The sequence below is a fragment of the Kitasatospora sp. NPDC059827 genome, assembly GCF_042731675.1.
Classification (GTDB): domain Bacteria; phylum Actinomycetota; class Actinomycetes; order Streptomycetales; family Streptomycetaceae; genus Kitasatospora.
In genome coordinates this window covers 133,089-153,243 of the sequence record NZ_JBHWIV010000013.1, presented here as the reverse complement: position 1 = coordinate 153,243, position 20,155 = coordinate 133,089, and the positions used below count along the sequence as shown (strand labels likewise).

17 protein-coding genes and 1 pseudogene are annotated in these 20,155 nt (G+C 74.1%); 9 read left to right on the top strand and 9 right to left on the bottom strand.

From position 1 onward, the window contains the following. The first annotated feature begins 141 nt into the window (after nucleotides 1-141). Nucleotides 142-1,953, top strand: coding sequence for an RNA ligase family protein (locus ACFV8H_RS11610; RefSeq protein WP_380398659.1), 1,812 nt, complete (start codon nucleotides 142-144; stop codon nucleotides 1,951-1,953). Next, entirely contained in the window at nucleotides 1,953-4,868 is a 2,916-nt protein-coding gene (locus ACFV8H_RS11605) for a poly(A) polymerase (RefSeq protein ID WP_380398657.1), read from the top strand. The genes ACFV8H_RS11610 and ACFV8H_RS11605 overlap by 1 nt, the downstream gene beginning before the upstream one ends. An 87-nt stretch (nucleotides 4,869-4,955) precedes the next feature. On the opposite strand, the gene ACFV8H_RS11600 is transcribed toward ACFV8H_RS11605, so the two are convergent. Both ACFV8H_RS11600 and ACFV8H_RS11595 read right to left on the bottom strand, forming a co-directional pair. After that, on the bottom strand, nucleotides 4,956-5,225 hold the full coding sequence (locus ACFV8H_RS11600; RefSeq protein WP_360232567.1) for a hypothetical protein: 270 nt from the start codon (nucleotides 5,223-5,225) through the stop codon (nucleotides 4,956-4,958). Nucleotides 5,226-5,409: 184 nt separating this feature from the next. Then, on the bottom strand, nucleotides 5,410-6,147 hold the full coding sequence (locus tag ACFV8H_RS11595; protein WP_380398655.1) for a VOC family protein: 738 nt from the start codon (nucleotides 6,145-6,147) through the stop codon (nucleotides 5,410-5,412). 83 nt (nucleotides 6,148-6,230) lie between these two features. On the opposite strand from ACFV8H_RS11595, the pseudogene ACFV8H_RS11590 reads away from it, so the two are divergent. Together ACFV8H_RS11590 and ACFV8H_RS11585 are read left to right on the top strand one after the other, a co-directional pair. After that, a pseudogene (locus ACFV8H_RS11590) lies at nucleotides 6,231-6,680 on the top strand (transcriptional regulator); the annotation flags it as partial. Nucleotides 6,681-6,722: 42 nt separating this feature from the next. After that, nucleotides 6,723-8,024, top strand: coding sequence for an MFS transporter (locus tag ACFV8H_RS11585; RefSeq protein ID WP_380398654.1), 1,302 nt, complete (start codon nucleotides 6,723-6,725; stop codon nucleotides 8,022-8,024). A 99-nt stretch (nucleotides 8,025-8,123) separates the two neighbouring features. On the opposite strand, the gene ACFV8H_RS11580 is transcribed toward ACFV8H_RS11585, so the two are convergent. Next, a complete protein-coding gene (locus tag ACFV8H_RS11580; protein WP_380398652.1) occupies nucleotides 8,124-8,414 on the bottom strand; it encodes a hypothetical protein in 291 nt (96 codons plus the stop codon). A gap of 157 nt (nucleotides 8,415-8,571) precedes the next feature. Then, nucleotides 8,572-9,027 (bottom strand): MarR family winged helix-turn-helix transcriptional regulator, encoded by a 456-nt coding sequence (locus tag ACFV8H_RS11575; RefSeq protein ID WP_380398650.1) that lies wholly within the window; start codon nucleotides 9,025-9,027, stop codon nucleotides 8,572-8,574. A 191-nt stretch (nucleotides 9,028-9,218) separates the two neighbouring features. On the opposite strand from ACFV8H_RS11575, the gene ACFV8H_RS11570 reads away from it, so the two are divergent. Continuing rightward, nucleotides 9,219-10,718 (top strand): MFS transporter, encoded by a 1,500-nt coding sequence (locus ACFV8H_RS11570; RefSeq protein ID WP_380398686.1) that lies wholly within the window; start codon nucleotides 9,219-9,221, stop codon nucleotides 10,716-10,718. A 175-nt stretch (nucleotides 10,719-10,893) separates the two neighbouring features. Then, nucleotides 10,894-12,318 (top strand): pyridoxal phosphate-dependent decarboxylase family protein, encoded by a 1,425-nt coding sequence (locus ACFV8H_RS11565; protein WP_380398648.1) that lies wholly within the window; start codon nucleotides 10,894-10,896, stop codon nucleotides 12,316-12,318. Nucleotides 12,319-12,415: 97 nt separating this feature from the next. Here ACFV8H_RS11565 and ACFV8H_RS11560 read toward each other — a convergent pair whose 3' ends face one another. Further along, a complete protein-coding gene (locus ACFV8H_RS11560; protein WP_380398646.1) occupies nucleotides 12,416-12,862 on the bottom strand; it encodes a hypothetical protein in 447 nt (148 codons plus the stop codon). A 199-nt stretch (nucleotides 12,863-13,061) separates the two neighbouring features. Here ACFV8H_RS11560 and ACFV8H_RS11555 point away from each other — a divergent pair, with 199 nt between their 5' ends. Continuing rightward, nucleotides 13,062-13,499 (top strand): PPOX class F420-dependent oxidoreductase, encoded by a 438-nt coding sequence (locus tag ACFV8H_RS11555; protein WP_380398644.1) that lies wholly within the window; start codon nucleotides 13,062-13,064, stop codon nucleotides 13,497-13,499. Nucleotides 13,500-13,655: 156 nt separating this feature from the next. On the opposite strand, the gene ACFV8H_RS11550 is transcribed toward ACFV8H_RS11555, so the two are convergent. The 4 genes from ACFV8H_RS11550 to ACFV8H_RS11535 all read right to left on the bottom strand — a co-directional run bounded on the left by ACFV8H_RS11550 (nucleotide 13,656) and on the right by ACFV8H_RS11535 (nucleotide 18,856). Continuing rightward, nucleotides 13,656-14,447, bottom strand: a complete 792-nt coding sequence (locus tag ACFV8H_RS11550; RefSeq protein ID WP_380398642.1) for a putative protein N(5)-glutamine methyltransferase — start codon at nucleotides 14,445-14,447, stop codon at nucleotides 13,656-13,658. Nucleotides 14,448-14,766: 319 nt separating this feature from the next. Beyond that, the gene (gene ligA, locus ACFV8H_RS11545; protein ID WP_380398641.1) at nucleotides 14,767-16,842 is read right to left on the bottom strand and encodes an NAD-dependent DNA ligase LigA; all 2,076 of its coding nucleotides are present in this window, start codon (nucleotides 16,840-16,842) and stop codon (nucleotides 14,767-14,769) included. Nucleotides 16,843-16,986: 144 nt separating this feature from the next. Beyond that, entirely contained in the window at nucleotides 16,987-17,799 is an 813-nt protein-coding gene (locus tag ACFV8H_RS11540; protein ID WP_380398684.1) for a BTAD domain-containing putative transcriptional regulator, read from the bottom strand. 340 nt (nucleotides 17,800-18,139) lie between these two features. Next, entirely contained in the window at nucleotides 18,140-18,856 is a 717-nt protein-coding gene (locus ACFV8H_RS11535) for a ScbR family autoregulator-binding transcription factor (RefSeq protein ID WP_380398639.1), read from the bottom strand. 380 nt (nucleotides 18,857-19,236) lie between these two features. Here ACFV8H_RS11535 and ACFV8H_RS11530 point away from each other — a divergent pair, with 380 nt between their 5' ends. Both ACFV8H_RS11530 and ACFV8H_RS11525 read left to right on the top strand, forming a co-directional pair. Beyond that, on the top strand, nucleotides 19,237-19,656 hold the full coding sequence (locus ACFV8H_RS11530; protein WP_380398637.1) for an ArsR/SmtB family transcription factor: 420 nt from the start codon (nucleotides 19,237-19,239) through the stop codon (nucleotides 19,654-19,656). Continuing rightward, complete coding sequence (locus ACFV8H_RS11525) at nucleotides 19,653-20,147, top strand: SRPBCC family protein (RefSeq protein WP_380398635.1); 495 nt, start codon at nucleotides 19,653-19,655, stop codon at nucleotides 20,145-20,147. The genes ACFV8H_RS11530 and ACFV8H_RS11525 overlap by 4 nt, the downstream gene beginning before the upstream one ends. Nucleotides 20,148-20,155 lie beyond the last annotated feature (8 nt).

The window sequence follows — 20,155 nt, the reverse complement described above, 5'->3', positions numbered from 1 at the left end:
CGGCCCCTCCCGACCCCGTACCCGACCGAACCCCCGGCAGCAGTCCCGTCAAAGCCCCCACCAGCAGCTTTAATCGGTGGCCCTCCCGTCCCAGCGGCTCCTACAGTGGCCGCCGGATCAAGGACGTTCAGGGAGCCGAGCATGCGTGTGCACTACCCCCGGACGCCGCATCTCCCCTGGTCACCGGGGGCTGCGGCGGACGACGTACGGACCGGGGACGTCTCCGCCCTGGCCGGGGCGGAGATCGTGGTCACCGAGAAGCTGGACGGCGAGAACACCACCCTCTACCCCGACGGGCTGCACGCCCGCTCGCTGGACTCCGCTCACCACCCCTCCCGCGCCTGGGTCAAGGGCCTGCAGAACCGGGTCGGCGCCCGCATCCCGGACGGCTGGCGGATCTGCGGCGAGAACCTGTTCGCCCGGCACTCCATCCCGTACACCGACCTGGACAGCTGGTTCTACGGCTTCTCGGTCTGGACGGACCGGGACGAGTGCCTCGACTGGGACGCCACCGTGCGTTTCCTGCGCCGCCTCGGCATCCCCACGCCCCGGGTGCTCTGGCGCGGCCGCTTCGACGAACGGGCCCTGCGCGCCCTGCGCCTGGACCTCGACCGTCAGGAGGGCTACGTGGTCCGGACCGTCCGGGGCTTCCCCCGGGGCGAGTTCGGCGTGCGGGTCGCCAAGTGGGTCCGCCCGCAGCACGTACGGACCGACACCCACTGGATGTACGCCGCCGTGGTGGAGAACGGCCTCGGTCCCGACGCCCCGCTCTGGGACATCAGGTCCGGCCGACTGCCGGAACTCCCGTTGCTGGCCGAGGCCTTGGACCTACCCGAACTCAACACCGTGTCCGTGCCCTCTCCCACACCCGCATCCGCTCCTGCGCCCGAGCCCGGAGCCCCGACCGCACCCGGCCCCGACCGCCGGTCGGAGGAGCTGGCCGACGTCTCCGCCCGCCTCGACGAGCTCGGCCGCACCGGCGACGCCCGACTGGCCGGCGTGCTGGCCACCGCGCTGCGCTCCGCCCGCCGGGAGTCGCTCGCGCCCCGACTCGCCGACCGCCTGGGCCTGCCCCTGGCCCGCCGGGTCGCCGACCTGGTCGGACTGCACCCCGGCCTCCGACAGCCGTACCCGGACGCCGAGCGCCGCGCCGGGCTGGTCCGGCTCGCGAGCGCCGCCGACCTCGGGGTGCTGCACGCGGTAGCCGCGGCCACCGCCCCCGGGCCCGCCGAGCGCGAGCAGGTCGCCTGGTCGGCCCTGCACGCCGAGGACGCCGGACTGCTCGACCCCGACCCGCTGGCCTGGCTGCGCACAGGTCTGCGCGAGGCCCTCGCCGAGCTCGCCGCCGACGCACCCGACGCCGCCGACCGCTGCTGGGCCCAGGCCCGCGAGGCCTACGCCCTCGGCCGGATCAGCACCGTCGAGGAGGCGGTGGCCGCCACCTGGCGCTGGCGCGACGGCCGCTTCCCCCGGCTGGTCCACCTGAGCGGCCCGTCCGGCAGCGGCAAGAGCACCTTCGCGGCCGCCCTCCCCGGCGTCTCGGCCCGGATCAGCCTGGACGACCTGCGCGCCGCCCGCGGCTCGCGCGCCGACCAGCGCAACAACCCCGAGGTGCTGCGCACCGCCATGGCCCGGCTGGACTCCGCCCTGGCCGACCGGGCCGCCACCGTGGTCTGGGACGCCACCTCGCTCAACCGCGAGCAGCGCTCCCACGTCCACGGCACCGCCCGGCGCCGCGACGCCCTGGTCACCCAGGTGGTGCTGCTGGTCGGCGAGCAGGAACTGCTGCGCCGCAACACCGTCCGCCCGCACCCGGTGCCGCCCGAGGTGCTCTCCGCCCAACTGCACCGCTTCAACCCGCCCTACCCCGGCCAGGCGCACCGCACCTGGTACGTCGGCCCCGGTGGCACCGTGGAGGACACGGCGGGCACGCTCGACTCCGAGGAGGACTGATGCGCCCCATCGAACAGGTCTGCCAGCGGATCCGCTGGGACGCCCGCTTCGACCCGGCCCGGTTCACCCTGGGCGTGCGCCAGCGCGACGACCGCATCGCGCGCGTCCCGCTGGAGGCCTTCCTGGCATCCGGCGAGATCCCCTGGCACCGGGTGTACCAGGTCGAGGCCGACGGCGTGGTGGTGTGGGACCGCACCACCGGTGTGGACGACCTCGACACCACCGAGGCCGGGCACCGCGCCGAACCGCGCCACCTGCCCGCGCCCTTCTTCACCGCCACCACCCCGTACGCCTGGCGGCCGGACGGCGGCTGGCAGCCCCACCACACCGCAGACGGCACCGCGGGCGGAACCGGCCCGACCGCCGTCACCGGCACACCCGCCGCCAGCACTCCCGCCACCAGCGCTGCCACCGCCACCGCCACCCTGCGCGTGGTCACCTGGAACACCCTGTGGGACCGCTACGACGCCGACCGGATCGCCACCGCCCGCCGCCGACCGCTGCTGCTCGCCGAGCTGGCGGCCACCGACGCCGACGTCATCGCGCTCCAGGAGGTCGAGCCCGCCCTGGTCGTCCAGCTGCTGGCGGAGCCCTGGGTCCGTGAGCGCTACGTCCTCGGCACCGACCCCTCCGGTCGCGACGTGCCCGAGCACGGCCTGCTGGTGCTCAGCCGTCTCCCCGTCCTGGAGGCCGGCCGGCACGCGCTGGGCCCGCACAAGGCCGTCACGGCCGTCACCGTCCGGACCGCCGACGCGCCGCTGACCGTCGCCGCCGTCCACCTCAGCAGCGACCACTCGACGGACGGCCCGGCCCGCCGCCAGGCCGAACTCACCCGGCTGGCCGAGGGCCTGGCCGGTGTCGAAGGAGAACTGCTGCTGCTCGGCGACTTCAACGACGCCCGCTCCGGACCGGACGGCCCCGCCGCCGCACTCGGCCTCCGGGACGCCTGGACCCAGGTGCACGGCCGGGGCGACGACACCCCCACCTTCGACCCGACCGTCAACCCACTCGCCGCCGTCTCCTCCCTCACCGGCCGCCCGGGCCGGATCGACCGCGTCCTGTACCGCGCCGACCGGGCCGGTGCCACCGCCGCCGCCCTGCTCGGCGACCGGCCTACCGCCGACGGCCTCCACCCCTCCGACCACTACGGCCTGGTCGTCGACCTCGCCCTCGCCCCCGACGCTGCCGCCTCCCCGGACTCCCTGGACGCCGCGCCCACCCCCCGGACGGCCGTCGCCTGGCTGCCGCCCGAGGAGCTGTGGCCGCCCATCCAGGAGCTGCGCACCGCCTACGACCCGCAGCTGCACCGCTGGCCCCCGCACGTCAACCTGCTGTTCGGCTTCGTGCCGGAGTCCGCGTTCGACCGCGCGCTGCCGCTGCTCGGCGCGGCCGCCGCCGAGGTGGCCCCCTTCACCGCCCGGCTGGAGGGCGTACACACCTTCGGCCACCGCGAGGACGCGACGATCTGGCTGGACCCGGCCGCCACCGCGGCCGAGCCCTGGGCGGCACTGCGGCACGCCCTCGAAGGCCGGTTCCCCCGCTGCCGGGGCCGCGCCGAGGGGTACACCCCGCACCTGAGCCTCGGGCGCAGCGACGACCCCCAGCGGGTCGCCGCCGACTGCGCCGCCCGGCTGCGTGGGACGGAAGCCCTGGTCGGCGAGTTGGTGGTGCTGTCCCGCCGCGGCGAGGAGCCGATGCGCCCGCGCGCGGTGGTCACCTTGGGAACGGGCGAGGTGCGGGTGCTCCCGGCGGAGCCGATGGTGTCGCTCCACCCCGAGCCGCCGCAACGCACCGCCGTCGCGGACGAGTTGGCCCGCCGACTGACCGCCGCGCTGCCCGAGGGGGTCGTCCACCGGGTCGGCTCGCGGCGGCTCGGCTGCCAGCTGGACGGCGGCGACCTGGACCTGGTGGCGGCGCTGCCCGGCCCGGCCGACCTGCCCGAGGTGCTGGCCCGGGTGGCGACCGCCCTGCCGCAGGCCCGCCGGCTCCGCGAGGTGCGCGGCGCCCGGGTGCCGGGGCTGCGACTGGAGGCGGACGGGCTGACCGTCGACCTCGTCGTGGTGTTCACCGGCACCCTCGACCCCGCCGAGGCCGTCGCCCGGCGCACCGAACTGGGCGAGGCTGCGGCCGTCGCACTGAGCGCGGTCACCGACGCCGAGGCGATCCGCTCCACGCTCGGCGAGCAACGGCCGCGGTTCGTCCGACTGGCCCGGCAGGTCAAGTCCTGGGCCCGGACCCGCGGCCTGGACGGCGCGCCGTTCGGTCAACTGCCCTCGCTGGCCTGGGCGGTGCTCGCGGCCCGGACCGTCCTCGACCTGCCGGACACTCCCGAGGACGACCTGTTCCAGCGCTTCACCGAGACCTGGGCCTCCTGGGACTGGCGCCAACCCGTCACCCTCACCGCTGAACCCGCCACCGGGGAAACCACCCAAGGTTCCGGCTCCGGACCAGCCGGGGGTCCGCTGACCGTGCTCACCCCCTCCGCCCCCGTCCGCAGCTGCACCGCCCAGGTGGGACTGGACACCCGGGACCAGCTCTCCGAGGAGCTCTACCGCGCCTGGGAACTCACCACCACCGACCCCGACCCCTGGCCCGCCCTGCTCACCCCGCCCCCGCTGCACCGCCGCCACGCCGCCTGGGCCGTGGTCTCCGCTGACCAGGAGTCCGTCGGCCCGGCGCGCGGCCGCCTCCGCAGCCTCCTCACCGCCCTGGAGGAGGCCGGCGCCACCGGGCTCCACGCCTGGCCCCAGCCGTACCGGACCCGCGACGGCCGCACCCACTTCCCGATCGGCCTCGGCCCCGCCCCGCTCCCCCGTGCCGAGCTCGCCGCGGTGGGTGACGCCTGGTCCCGCGGCCTGCCGGGCGTCCGGGTCGACCACGTCGAGGGCGGCGCCGTCCCGACCCTCACCCGCTGACCCGGCCCCCGGGGCCACCGAGCCCGGAGACGACCGGGCCCGCCCGGCGGATGTCCACCGGGCGGACCCGTCAGCGCCTACAGGGGATCAACAGCTGTGGGCCGAGGCGGGGCGCGAGGCCGCGATGTACGGCTTGCCGCTGATGTGGGCGACGACGTCGGCCGGGCAGGACGCGATCCAGGCGGCGCCCGTGGCGTGGTTCTTGACCTTGGCGTCGCTGCAGTACACGTCGCGGTCGGCGGTCTTGAAGCACTGGAAGCCGGGGTAGCCGCCGCCCGCCGCCGTGGCGGTGTTGACGCCGGCGAACAGGCCGACCGCGGTGAGCAGGGCGACGGGCAGAGCGGTACGCATCCTCATGGGTTCTCCCATTGGTTCGTACGGACAGTGCGCCGATCCTGGCACCGCGGTTCCGGGCCCGACAACGACGCACGTCATGTTCGCGTCAATCCCATCGTGGGTGAACCGTTCACCGCCCGGCCCCGTCACCCGGCCGCCTCCCACCAGCCGCCGGCCCGAGTACGACAGGTACCCCCACCCCGCCTCAGCGCGGACTGAGCAGGCAGAACTCGTTGCCCTCCGGGTCGACCAGGATCCTCCAGGAGATCGCGGACTGGTCGATCCCGGGGTCGGTGGCACCCAGGGCGCGCAGCCGGGCCTCCTCCGCCGCCGGGTCGTCCCCGCGGTAGGGGCTGACGTCGAGGTGGACGCGATTCCACCCGCTCTTGGCATCGGACGTGCGGATGAACTCCAGGTAGGGGCCGACGCCCCGGGCGGAACGCATCGACGCGAAACCGTCGGTGACCTCGTGCACCGTCCAGTCCATCGCCTCGCCCCAGAACCCGGCCATTCCTCGCGGGTCGGCACAGTCGACCACCACCGCGGCGATCGGCCCGGTGTCCCGGTACACCTCGCGGGGCTCCAGGACGCAGAACTCGTTGCCCTCCGGATCGGCCATGACCGTCCAAGGGGCGTCACCCTGCCCCACGTCCACGAGCGTGGCGCCGAGGCCCTTCAAGCGCGCCACCAGTTCCGCCTGGTGGGCGGCCGAGGTGGTGGCCAGGTCGAGGTGGACCCGGTTCTTCACCGTCTTCGGCTCCTCGCTGACGACGAGGTCGATGCAGACCGCCGCCGGATCGGGATAGGCGAAGCCCACGGGTTCGAGATTGGTCACGCCGGGCGCCTCGCTGTCGATGCCCCAGCCGAGCACCTCCGCCCAGAACCGGCCGAGCGCCGCATCGTCCCGGGCCTTCATGTTGATCTGCACGAGTCTCGTCGCCATGCCGAAGATCCTAGGAGACTCCGCTCCGGAAAGATCAGGAATATTCACTGCGCAGTTTTCATCGCGCAACATTCCTTTCGGATCCGCCCTCCCTGGTCAACTACCACCTGCGCAAGCTCGCCGAGCACGGCTTCGTCACCGAGGCGGCCACCCAGAGCAGCGACGGACGCGAGCGCTGGTGGCAGGTCTCCTCCGAAGAGGGCTGGAGCTTCCGCGAGTCGGACCTCTCCGGCACCCCCGAGGGAGCGGCCGCCGTCGGCGCCGTCAGCCGCAGCCTGGTCGACAGCCGGGCCGCCCAGTACCGCAACTACCTGGACCAGAGCTCCGCCTGGGGCGCGGAGTGGACGGACGCCGCCTTCACCGCCGAGTGGCTGCTCGACCTCACGCCCGCCGAACTCGCCGAACTGGGCGACGAGTTGCAGGAGCTCAGCCGACGCTGGCGGGAGCGGGGCAAGGCCGCACGCGCGGCCGGCGCCACCGAGGGGCGCGAACACGTGTCCGTCCATGTGTACGGCTTCCCGTTCCGTCCCTGACCCGGCCGTCCCACGACCGCCCCGACCCCTCGGAGCCCCGCCATGGCCACGCTGGAGACGAACCCTCCGATACGCTCCGCCACCGACCCCGGGACCGCACCCGCCCACCGGGACCCGAACGTCCTGCGCTGGCTCACCGCCTACACCGCCTCCCTGGTGGGCGACAGCGTCTACTTCCTCACCCTCGGCTGGTCCGCCCAGCGGGCCGCGGGGCCCGCCGAGGTCGGCCTGGTGATGGCTGCGGGGGCGCTGCCCCGGGCGGTGCTGATGCTCGGCGGCGGAGTGGTCGCCGACCGGTTCGATCCCCGCCGGGTGATCCTCGGCAGCGACGCCCTGCGCTGCCTGCTCATCCTCTCCGTCGCGGCCGCCATCGCCCTGGCCACGCCCGCTCTCTGGCTGCTGGTCGCGGTGGCGCTGGTGTTCGGCGCCGTGGACGCCCTGTTCGTACCCGCCGTCGGCGCCCTGCCGCCCCGGATCACCGGCCCCGACCAGCTGGCCCGGGTCACCGGACTGCGGTCGCTCGCGATGCGCCTCGGCCAGATCGGCGGCCCGCCGATCGGCGGCCTGGCCATGGGCCTCGGCGGCCCGGCGGCCGCCTTCACCGTGGCAGGAACCCTGTTCGCCCTCTCACTACCCCTCCTCCTCTCGGTCCGGATCCGCCCCCTCGACCCTCCCCCGGCCGACACCACACCCACCACCCCCAACGACCCCACCGACCGCACCGACCGCACCTCCGCCCGCGCGGACCTCGCCGACGGGTTGCGCTACATCCGTCGTCACCGCCTGCTCGGCCCGCTGGTCCTGGTCGGAGCCGTCTGCGAGCTCGGCCTGACCGGCACCCTGAACGTCGGCATGGTCCTCCTCAACGCCGAACGCGGCTGGGGCCCGTCCGGCTACGGCCTGATAGTCGCCTGCTTCGGCGCGGGCGCCACCGTCGGCGCCACCCTGCTCGCCGTCGTCGGCCGACTGCCCCGCGCCGGGCTCACCATGGCCGTCACCCTGCTGCTGGGCAGCATCGGAGCGGCCGCCATGGGCCTGGTCCCCACCCTGTGGTCCGCCGCGGTGCTCGCCGCACTCGTCGGCCTGAACGCGGGCATCTTCGGCACCCTGGACGCCGCCCTCGTCCAGACCACCGCCGACCCCGCCTACCTCGGCCGGGTCACCTCCGTCGTCATGCTCACCATGGTCGGCCTCGCCCCACTCGGCTACCCCCTGGTCGGCGCCGCCATCGGCACCTGGGGCGCAGCCCCCGTCTTCCTCGCCTGCGGCGCCCTCTCCTCCCTCGGCGCCCTCCACGCCCTCACCTCCCGCCCCGTCCGAACCGCCGAACTCCCCCGCCGCTGACGCCCCCGACGCCACACTCCGCCCACGGTCCACGGCCCACAACCGGGCACGGCCAGGCATCACTTGACCAGGCGGAACCTGCCCTCGGCGAGGCCGTCCTCAGAACTGCTTGAGGCTGTCCCGGAGCAGGCGCAGGATCTTCCGCCAGAGCTTGGCGGTGTCGCGCCACTCCTTCTCGGCCTCGACGCTGGCACGCGTGCAGGCGAACTTCTTGTCGGTGGTGGTGCGGACCATGTCGATCCGGTGGGTGACGCACGTCAACGTGTTCAGGTGGTACTCGCCGATGCCGAGGTAGGACGCCGTCTCCTCCTGGGTCAGCCAGGGACCGTCCGGCGGCAGCGCGTGGTAGGGGAAGGGTATCTGCGGGAGGCGGTCTGTCCAGGTCTTCACCAGGGCATTATTGCCGACCGCGAACCGACGGTTCGTTCCCGCACTACCGCTGGAACGTACCTCTGGGCGTGCGAGCCGGGCGGTCAGGAACTCGACAGCGCCGACGTGGCCGTACCAGCGGCCGCCGTCCCGGCGAACCGCCCTGCGGGGTGCGGCCTCAGGGGCGGGGCCAGGGCCGTCCGTCGAGGCGTTCGATGCCGGTGTTGAAGCGGCGCAGGTAGTCGGCGAAGCCGGCGATGTCGGCGTCCGACCAGTCGGACATCACCAGGTCGAGGGCGCGGACGTGGGCGCCGCGTTCCTCGTCCAGGCGGCGTCGGCCCTCGTCGGTGAGACGGAACTTGCGGGCCATCCCGCCGTCGGGGTCGGGGATGCGCTCCAGCAGGCCGGCGCCCGTGAGCCCGGCGGTCTGCCGGTTGAGGGTGGAGACGTCCAGGCCGAAGGCGTCGCTGAGCTGGCCGATGGACATCGGCCCCTGGGCCTCGACCCGGCTGAGCAGGATGTACGCGCTGCGCTCGAGTTGGCTGCCCTCGGGGCGGTTGCCGACCTGGCCGAGGTCGCGGTGACGGGCGAACACCAGGAATTCGAGGGCGACCTGGTGCGTGGGGCTGGTCATGTCGAAGTCCTTCCATCGCCCGCTCGACCTGCGGATTCCTCGTTGATCGCGACCATCAGTATGCCAGAGGAGTGCGCTGCCCACATGATGTGCACGGCGCACAAGAGGGGTATGCTCCAGCAATGTGCGATGTGCATGATGCACATCTCATGCATGGAGCACATTCACCCGCCGAGCCCAGGAGGCCCGCCATCGACGGCCCCGCCCCCACCCTCCGTACCGGTCCGATCGTCGCCACGCTCGCCTTCACCGGCACCGTCGCCGCGATCATGCAGACCCTGGTCACCCCGCTGATCAGCGAGCTGCCCCAACTGCTGCGCACCACCCCGTCCAACGCCTCCTGGGTGATCACCGCGACGCTGCTCTCCGCCGCCGTCTTCGTCCCGATCAGCGGGCGCCTCGGCGACCTCCTGGGCAAGCGGGCGATGCTGATCGCCTCCTGCGTCCCGCTGCTGCTCGGCTCGGTGCTGTGCGCGCTCTCCTCCTCCGTGCTGCCGATGATCGCCGGACGCGCCCTCCAGGGCATCGGCATGGGGTTGGTGCCGCTCGGCATCAGCCTGCTGCGCGACGTCCTGCCGCCCGAGCGGCTCGGCTCCGCGATCGCCCTGGTCAGCGCTTCGATGGGGATCGGTGGCGGCCTCGGCCTGCCGATCGCCGCCGCCGTCGCCGACTACGCCAGCTGGCGCGCCCTGTTCTGGGGCACGGCCGTCCTGACCGTCGTCATCATCGGGATGATCCGGACGGTCGTACCGGCACCGGCACCGGCACCCGCCCAGGCCCCAGCACCAGCACCGGCCACCAAACCGAGCGCCGCCCGCTTCGACTTCGTCGGTGCCGTCGGACTCAGCGTCGGCCTGGTCTGCCTGCTGCTGCCGGTCTCCAAGGGCGGCGACTGGGGCTGGGGCAGCACCCGCACCCTCGGCCTGTTCACCGCCGCCGCGGCCGTTCTGCTGCTCTGGGCCCGCTGGGAACTGCGGGTCACCGCGCCGCTGGTCGACCTGCGGGTGACCGCCCGCCCGCGGGTGCTGCTCACCAACGCCGCGTCCGTACTGGTCGGCTTCGGCATGTACGCCCAGGCACTGATCGTGCCCCAGTTGCTGCAACTGCCGAAGGCCACCGGCTACGGCCTCGGGCAGTCGATGCTGGCGATGGGCCTGTGGATGGCGCCGGGCGGTCTGATGATGATGCTCGTCTCCCCGCTGGGCGGACGGCTTTCCGCCGCGCGCGGTCCCAAGTTCACCCTGGTCGTCGGCGCGCTCGCGATCGCGGCCGGCTACGGGCTCGCCCTGCCGCTGATGGGCTCCACCTGGGGCGTGCTGACCGCCACCCTCGTCTCCAACGGCGGCGTGGGGCTGGCGTACGGCGCGATGCCCGCCCTGATCATGAGCGCGGTGCCGCTGTCCTCGACGGCCTCCGCCAACAGCTTCAACACCCTGATGCGCTCGCTGGGCACCTCGGTGTCGGCGGCGGTCGTCGGCGTGGTGCTGTCCCAGCTGACCACCACCCTGGGCGGCCGCGCCCTGCCCTCGGAGGGCGGATTCCGGGTCGGGCTGGTGCTCGGCTGCGGGGTCGCCCTGCTCGCGGCCGCCGTCGCCGCCGCGATCCCCGCCCCGCCGATCGCCGCCACCGCGCCCGACCGGCCCACCGCCGACCCGAGGGCCGGCGAGGCGCAGAACACCGCCACCGCCTGAGCCCGGCCCCACGGCCCGCCCCCCAGCCTCCAGCCTCCAGCCCCCAGCCCCGGTGGCCCCGGTGGCCCGGGCGGTCCCGCTCCACGACCGCCCGGGCCACCGGCGGGGAATTGGCCCGCGACACCCTCTCCGTCCGCCACTAGCCTCGGCCTGACCACCGATCAACGGAGAACCCATGCACCGCGAACTCGCCGCCGACCTCGACCAGTTGCCCGCCCTGCTGGAGGAGGCCCGGCAGCGGGCCGTCGACTTCCTCACCGGGCTCGACGACCGGCCGGTCATCCCTAAGGAGGCCGGCCGACCGACGCCGTCGGAGCCACTGCGCGAGGACGCCGACGGACTGCGGGCGGCCCTGGCCGAGTTCGGCGAGCGCTGGGAGCCACGACTGTCGGCCGGCGCCGGGCCGCGCTACTTCGGGTTCGTGACGGGCGGGGCGACCCCGGCCGCACTGGTGGGCGACTGGCTGACCGCCACCGCCGACCAGAACTCCAACTCCTCGCTCGACCCGGCCGGTCAGCACCTGGAGCGGGAGACCGTCGGCTGGCTGCGCGAACTGTTCGGGCTCTCTCCCGCGCACAGCGGCACCTTCGTCAGCGGCGCCACCCAGTCCAACACGGTCGGACTGGCGATCGCCCGCGAGTGGCTGGGCGAACGCCTCGGGGTCGACGTGGCCGAGGACGGGGTCGCCGCGCTGGGCCGGGTCCGGGTGCTGTCGGGCAGTGCACACTCCAGCGTGGCCAAGGCGCTGTCCGTCCTGGGCCTCGGCCGCACCGCGCTGACCGCCGTCCCCACCCTGCCCGGCCGGGAGGCCGTGGACGTGGCCGCCCTGGAGCGGGCCCTGGCCGGGGCCGACGGCCCGTGCGTCGTGGTCGCCAACGCGGGCACCGTGAACACCGTCGACTTCGACGACCTGCGGGCGATCGCCGCCCTCCGCGAGCGGTACGCGTTCTGGCTGCACGTGGACGCCGCCTTCGGCGCCTTCGCCGCGCTCTCCCCCCACCACGCCGAGCTGGTCGCCGGGCTCGACCTCGCCGACTCGGTCTGCGTGGACCTGCACAAGTGGCTCAACGTGCCCTACGACAGCGCCGTGCAGTTCACCCGCCGCCGCGACCTCCAGGCCCGGGTCTTCCAGAACGCCGCCGCCTACCTCGGCCCGGTCGGCGACCACCCCGACCTGGTGCACCTGACCCCGGAGAACTCGCACCGCCTGCGCGCCCTGGCCGCCTGGTTCACGCTGCGCGCCTACGGCCGGGCCGGCCACCGCGAGATCGTGGAGCGCAATGTCGCCGGGGCCCGTGGGCTCGGCGCGGCGGTCGAGGCGATCGACGGCCTGCGGCTGCTCGCGCCGGTCCGCCTCAACGTGGTCTGCTTCACCCTCGCCGAGGACCCCACCCCGGAGCGCCTCGCCGCCCTCGCCTCCGAGCTCTCCGCGGAAGCCTTCCTCACCCCGACCCGCTACGCCGGCCTGCCCGCCCTGCGTGCGGCGTTCAGCAACTGGCGCACCACGGAGGCGGACGTACGGCGGACGGCCGCCGCGCTCTCCGCCGCGACCGCCGTGATCACCTCGGCCGACACCGGCCGGACCCCGCCCGTCGCCTGAGCCCTGACACCCCGGCCACCGCCCGTACGGTGGCCGGGGTTCCAGGCATTCGGGCATTCCGGCGTTCGGGCATTCGTGCATTCGGGCGTTCAGAAGCTCACGGGTGCGCCCCGTCCCCGTACCCGCCCCGCGACAGGTCCGTCAGGCCGGCCATCAGTTCCGCATGGGCGAGGTTCAGGAACCGCAGCGCCCGCCACCGGGGTCTGTGGTCGGGGTGGTCACGGAAGCCGTCGGCCGTTCCGCACAGCCGTTCCCACCACACCATCACGTCCTGGCGCAGCCGTTGGGTCTCCCCGGGCACGTCCATCCGGTCCTCGACCACCACTTCGCGCCAGGCGACGAGGAGGTCGCCGAGGTGGATGCAGTCGCGGAGGGTGACATCGGCGAGGCGCTCGGCCGCGAAACGGCCGGCGCTGCCCTCGGGCTGGGCCTCGACCACCTCGCCGAGACGGGCCGACAGGAAGGCCTGCAACGGGAGGACGTCCTCGTGGTGCAGGTCGTCGGAGAACTCCAGCACTTCCCTGGGCCGGTAGTCGGCAGCCATCGCGCGTGCTCCCTCGCTTCGGATCAGCACTCAGTGACGGATCGTCACGCCCTGTCGGCTCCCGACCCTAGCCGCGGTACGGCGGCGGCCACCGGCGATTCCGCAGATCCTCATCCTTCGGAGCCAACCAGGCGTCAGCGGCACAACACACCTGCTGGGTCCTGCCCTTCACACCGATGTGAAGCCCGATGATGCTCCCATGACCACCACCACGCACCCTCCGTACGACCCGTACGCCCTCCTCGCGCAGAGCCGCCTCGGCATCCTCGCCACCATCAAGGCCGACGGCCGGCCCCAGCTCTCGCCGGTGCTGCCGTACTACGACCGCGAGGCGAACGTCCTCCTGATCTCCACCCGGGAGGGGCTCGCGAAGACCGCGAACCTGCGCCGGGACCCGCGGGTCAGCCTGGAGGTGACCGCGCCGGACGGCCGCTCCTGGGCCACCGCCGAGGGCACCGCCACCCTCACCGGACCGGGCCTCGACCCCGACGGTCCCGAGGTCGAGGCCCTGGTCGACTACTACCGCCGGGCCGCCGGCGAGCACCCCGACTGGGCGGACTACCGCGAGGTCATGGTCGCCGACCGCCGGGTACTGCTCACCATCCCGGTCGACCACGTGTACGGCGCCCGGATCTGACCGGATGACCGGGTGACCGTCGACCGACCGACCCGGCCCGGCCACCGTCACGGGGGAACGGTGGCCGGGCCGTTGACCGCCCTCGGACGAGCGCCCCCGAACGACCACCCGCCTCCCGGGGCCGACCACCCTCAGGCGACCACCCACCGACGACGGTCAGTTCCGGGTCGCCGTGACGACCGTGGCGTCCAGCTCCTCCTCGCGGCTCACCTCCGCCGCCAACCCCGCCGCCCGGGCCACCTCCAGCGCACCGGCGGCTTGCCGCTCGCTGGTCTCGAACAGCAGCGCCCCGCCCGCCGCCAGCCACCCGGGCGCGGCCGCGGCCACCCGGCGCAGCACGTCCAGTCCGTCCGCCCCGCCGTCCAGCGCGGGCCGGGCCTCGTGCAGTCGCGCCTCGGGCGGCAACAGCTCGACGTCCTCGGTCGGTACGTACGGGACGTTGGCGATCAGCACCTCCACCCGCCCGCGCAGTGCCGCGGGCAGGGGCGCGAAGAGGTCGCCCTCGTAGACGCGCGCGCCCGTCCCGGCCAGGTTGCGCCGGGCGCAGCGGACGGCGGCGGGGTCGAGGTCGGCGGCGTACAGCTCGACCGGGTGGTCGACCTGGGCCGCCACGGCGGCGCCGAGGGCGCCGCTGCCGCAGCACAGGTCGACCACCACGGCGCCGGGGTCGGCGAGTCGGGCGGCCTCGGCAGCCAGGAACTCGCTGCGGCGGCGCGGGACGAACACGCCGGGGTCGACGGCGATCCGCAGACCCGCGAACTCGGCCCAGCCGACGACGTGTTCGAGCGGTCGGCCCTGGGCGCGGGCCCGGACCATGGCGGCCAGTTCGGCGGGCGAGGCGGCGGCGGTGAGCAGGATCCGGGCCTCGTCCTCGGCGAACACGCAGCCGGCGGCGCGCAGTCGGGAGACGACGGAGGAACGGAGAGTGGCGGAGGAGAAGACCGACAAAGGGACCCCTAGGGCAGGACGGGAGGAGAACGGAGGACTCCGTCAGGGCTCCCGCCAGGGCCGACACCGCGTCGGCGCGCCCGCGCTACGCGCGCGATGCGCCCGCACGGCCGCGCTCCGGGAGCACCCGCTCGGACATACCGGTAATGGGTCTCACCTCCCTGGCTCTCGGTCGTGTTCGTCGTGTACAGCGTCGGCCACCCTACCGCACCGACCGGGCCCACCGACCGGCCACTGAGCCGCGCGGCCGGACGCGCGAGTGGCAGTGCGGCCGGCCTCCCGGTCAGCCGTACAGTCGGCCGCGCGGCCGGACGCGCGATCAGCCGAGGAAGTCGGCGATCAGGACGGCGAAGTCCTCCGGGGTGGTGACCGGCACCCCGAGCTCCTCCGCCTTGGCCCGCTTGGAACCCGCCTTCTCCCCCGCGACCAGCAGGGTGGTGCGCTTGGACACCGAGGAGGAGGCCTTGCCGCCCGCACGCTCGATCAGTTCGTTCATCGCGTTGCGGGAGAGCTCCGCCAGGACGCCGGTCATGCTCCCGGTCACCACCACGCTCTGCCCGGCCAGCGGACCGGCCACCGCACCTTCCGTCACCGCGCCTTCGCCCACCGCACTGGCAGCGGGATCAGCCGCCGCGACCAGCGGCTCGGTGACCGCCGTCCCCACGCCCTGCTCCGCCAGTCGGTCCAACAGTGCTGCCACGTCGGCGAGTTCGGCGACGATCACGGTCGCCTTCTCGGTCCCGATGCCGTCCACGCCCGCCAGCGCCTCCGTGTCGGCGGCCCGGATCGCGGCCATGCTGCCGAAGTGCGCGGCGATCCGACGCGACATGGTCCGGCCTGTGCCGCGGATGCCGAGGGCGCAGAACACCCGGTTCAGCGGGCGGGTGCGGGCGGTCTCGATGGCGGCGAGCAGGTTGTCCGCGCTGGTGTCGCCCATCCGCTCCAGCGTGAGCAGTTGTTCCTTGGTCAGGGTGAAGAGGTCGGCGAGGTCGGCGACCAGCCCGGATTCAACCAACTGGACGGCCCGGGTGCCGCCGAGGCCCTCGATGTCGAGCTGGTCGCGCCCGGCCGCGTAGATCACCGAGGCGACGGCCTGGCAGCCGCGGCCACGCACGCAGCGCCAGCGCTGCTCCGAGCGGTCGATGGCGTCCCCGCAGCGCGGGCAGACCTCGGGAAAGGCGATCGGCTGCTCGGCGCCGGTGCGCTCGTCCACCAGCGGCGCCTCGACGCGCGGGATGACGTCGCCGGCGCGGTAGACGAACACCTGGTCGCCGAGCATCAGCCCGCGGCGCTCGATGTCAGCGGGGTTGTGCAGGGTCGCGTAGGTGACGGTGACGCCGTCGATCACCACCGGTTCGAGCACCGCGCGGGGCGCGATGATCCCGGTGCGGCCGACGTTCCACTCCACGGCGAGCAGCCGGGTGACCTTGTGCTGGGCCTGGAGCTTGCGGGCGACCGCCCAGCGCGGCGCGCGGGAGCCGGAGCCGGCCTCCTCCTGGTCGGCGACCGCGTCCGCCTTGACCACGACGCCGTCGATGCCGAAGGGCAGTGCGGCGCGCAGCGCGGCGATCTCCTCGATCCGCTGCTCGACCTCGGCGAGCGTGGCGCAGCGGCGGGGCGCGGCCGCGGTGGTGGCGGCGGTGTTGGCGCCGAGTTCGGCGATCCGGGCGAGCAGCGCGGCGTGGTCCAGGCCGGGCAGGCCGTGGGCGTCGTAGCCGAAGAAGGTGAGCTCGACCCGGTACGGGCGGTCCTTGGCCCGCAGGGTGCCGGCGGCGCCGCTGCGCGGGTGGGCGAAGGGGGTGGCGCCGTGGGCGGTGCGCACGGCATTGGCCTGTTCGAACTGTTCGTGGGTGAGCAGCACCTCGCCGCGCAGTTCCACGTCGAGCGGCTCGCTGAGCCGGACGGGCAGGCCGAGCACGGCGTCGGCGGCGTGGGTGATGTCCTCCCCGGCCAGGCCGTCGCCCCGGGTGAGCACCTGGTGCAGCCGGCCGGCCCGGTAGCGGGCGGCCACCGCGAGGCCGTCCAGCTTGGGCTCGACGCACCAGGCGGCGACCGGTCTGCCGAGCCGGCGCTCCAGCCCGGCGGCCCAGGACTCCAGCTCCTCGGCGGAGAAGACGTTGTCGAGCGAGAGCATCGGCGTGCTGTGCGGGACGTCGCCGACGACCGCGCCGCCGGCCACCTTGCCGGTGGGCGACTCGGGCAGCACCTGCTCGGGGTGCTCGCGCTCGTAGGCCTCGATCCCCCGGACCAGGGCGTCGTACTCGTCGTCCCCGAGCGGGGTGGAGCCGTCGCCGTAGTACGCCCCGGCGGCCCGGACGGCGGTGGCGACGGCGTCGGCGTAGGCCTGCGGGGAGGCGGGGGTGGCGGGGGTGGCCGTGGTGGCTGCGTCCTTCATACCGCCATCATGGCGAGGCGCACTGACATTCGACCCGGTCCGGCGCGGGCGGGCCCGGGCACGGGTACCCGATCGGCCGAGTGAACCGGTTGCTCCGGGCGAACCGGATGCTCCGAGCCGTCCGGGCGGGCGGGCGCGGGCCGGCTACCGCGCCGCCGGCGCGGGTTCGCGCTCCGCCCCCTCCGAGCCGGCCAGCAGGACGGACCGCTGGAGCCGCCGTAACCCGGCGGACGGCTCCATGCCCAACTCCCTCACCAGGGTGGCGCGCAGGCGCTGGTAGGCCGCCAGGGCCTCGCCCCGGCGGCCGGAGCGGTGCAGGGCGATCATGTACTGGCCGTGCAGGCTCTCGTGGGTGCGGTAGCGGTCGACCAGCACGGTCAGCTCCGCCAGCAGGGCCCGGTGCCGGCCCAGTCGCAGGTCGGCCTCGATCCGCTGGTCCAGCGCGCAGAGCCGGGCCTCCTCCAACCGCTGCGCCTCAACGGCGAGTTGGCAGCCCGCCGGGACGTCCGCGAAGGCCGGTCCGCGCCACAGCGCCAGCGCCTCGCCGAGCGTCCGGGCGGCCTGCGGATGGTCACCCTCGTCCATCGCCCGGTAGCCCGCCCCGGCCAGCCGCTCGAACTCCCGCACGTCCAGCGCCCCGTTGCCGCTGTTCAGCCGGTAGCCGCCGGGCGAGGTCACCAGGACGTCCTTGGCGCAGGAGACCCCGGCCGGCGCACCGGCCCGGGCGAGCGCCCGGTCGATCAGGTCACGCAGGTGCAGGACGTAGGTCTGCACGGTGGTGCGCGCCGTGCGCGGCGGGCGGCCGGACCACAGCTCCTCGGCCAGCACCCCGGCCGGGACCACCTGGTCCGCTCGCACCGCCAGCAAGCCCAGCACCTGGCGGGGCTTGGGCGCCGTCGGCACCACCGACTCCCCGCACACCCGGACGTCCAGCGCCCCGAGCACCCTGATCTCCACGATGACCACCCCCATCACGCGGAACGCCACGGCCCCTCCGCCGCAACGCCTCCGCCACAGCCGACCCCGAGTCGACACCCCTGGGTCAACCGTCCTCAGTGAAAAACAGCACGTGCGGTTTGTCAATACAAAACCGTACGCGCTGTTTTTTACGGAGCCGAGCGCCGACCATTCACCGGGCGACCCGCCACCGGGGCCCTCCGACCGCACGTGGTCGCCCTCCGCGCCCACCCCCGGGCAAACCGAAGGCGGCGCCGGCCCCCTGGGCCTCACGCCGCCACCAATACCCAACTCAGCTGACCCCGGGGCCCGTTGCCGCCCGTACGGCGAGGCCCGCCGGTCAGCCCACCCCGACCCCGTCCGCGACCCCCGCCGTCTCCGACCCCGCCGACGGCCCGTCAGCAGCGCCCTCCGCCGCCCGGGCCGCCGCGACCTCGGCGACCACCTGCCCCCCGCGGTCCGGTCCCATCTGCAACGAGCCGAGCACCCCGGGCACGGCGACGCTCGGCATCAGGTGCTGGAACAGCCCGGACACCCGCAGTTCCAAGTCGGCCCGGCCGGACAGCTTCTGCGACTGGATCTGAACACCCGTCCAGGCAGCGGTGATCAGCCAGGCGGTGTCGGCCGGGACGATGTGCGGCAGCAGTTCGCCCCGATCGCCGGCGGCGACCAGCAACGCCTCCATCCGGCTGATCCAGCCCGGGATCGCACCGCCGCCGAAGTCGTCGGACACGTCCTGGCCGAGCGAGAGCCGGGCGCCGGCGCTGAGCAGCGGATCGCGCGGCATCAGGTGCGCCACCACCATCCCGGTGTCCACGAACTCCTGGAGCTTGCAGCTCCGTTCCGGCACTCCGTCCTGGACGAACTGCTCCTCGACGACTCCCTGCGCGAGGTCCCGCTTCGAGGCGAAGTGGAAGTACACCGCACCGCGCGTCACACCCGCCCGGGAGACCACCTCCCCGATGGTCGCGCCCTCGTAGCCGAACTCGTCGAAGACCGACGCCGCGGCCTCCAGGATCAGCCGGCGCGTCCGGAGCGCCCGTTCCTGCCGTACCACCGCAACCACCCCGCCCTGAGCTCCGGGAAAACCAAACCAAACACCCCGTATCTTAGCTACGGGCGCCCTACGGGCGACAAGACGATGCCGACGCGGCAGCCGACTCGCTCTCTCTTCCCCCACCTGCCCGCGCAGTTGCCGTCAACGGTCCGCCAGTTCCCGCCTCGGCGATCAGGGTCGCGCCTCCCGATGGACCAGCCGAACAGGGCGACCGCCGCCCCGCCGTACTGCCAAGAAACCGAATGAACGGTTTCTTCCTCCGGACACCAGCTGCCAAAGCTCCGCTTCCGCGACTTCCACAACCAATCGGTTGAACAAGCAGGCGGGCAGGGGTAGCGTGGTTGTCAACCAATCGGTTGAGGAAGAACAGAGGTGCCACCGTGGCCGTCGACCAGCTCTCCCGGGCGTTCGTCGCCCTGGCCGATCCGACCCGGCGCGACATCGTCGCCCGGCTCTCGGTCCGGGACGCGACCGTCGGCGAGTTGGCGGAGTCCTACGCGATGTCCATGCAGGCCGTCTCCAAGCACCTCAAGGTGCTGGAGGAGGCCGGGCTGGTCAGCCGAAGCCGGGACGCCCAGCGGCGGCCGTGCCACCTGGAGCCGCAGGTGTTCGACTTGATGACGAGCTGGATCGAGCGCTACCGCCGCCGGGCCGAGGAACGCTTCCTCCGGCTGGACGCCGTCCTCGCGGCCATGGGCGACAGCGACGCCACCGCCCAGGCCCAGGATGCGACCCCGGACACCGGCACCCACTCCCGCACCGACCGCCTCACCGCACCCACCGAAGGAGACCCGTCATGACCTCCACCACCGGCCACGAGACCCGCATCGAGGCGGACCCGGCCCTGCCCACCATCCGGATCGTCCGCGAGTTCGACGCCCCGCAGGAGCGGGTCTTCCGGGCCTGGATCGAGCCCGCGCTGGTCGCGCAGTGGCTCGGCCCCGAGGACCTCGACCTGAAGATCGACGAGTGGGAGGCCCGCACCGGCGGCCACTACCGCTACTCCGTGCACCGCGAGGGCCAGGAGGTCGCCGCCTTCTACGGCTCCTTCCACGAAGTCCGGCCGGCCACCCGACTCGTTCAGACCTTCACCTTCGAGGGCGTGCCGGACGGCGTCTCGCTGGACACCGCCGTCTTCGAGCCCGTCGGCGAGGGCCGCACCCGGGTCACCGTCCTGTCGGTGGTCGACAGCCTGGTGGCCCGGGACGCGATCCTGGCCAGCGGAATGGAGCGCGGCGTGACCGAGGGCTACCGGAAGCTGGACGCCCTGCTCGCCGCTGGCTCCTCCTGAACACCCGG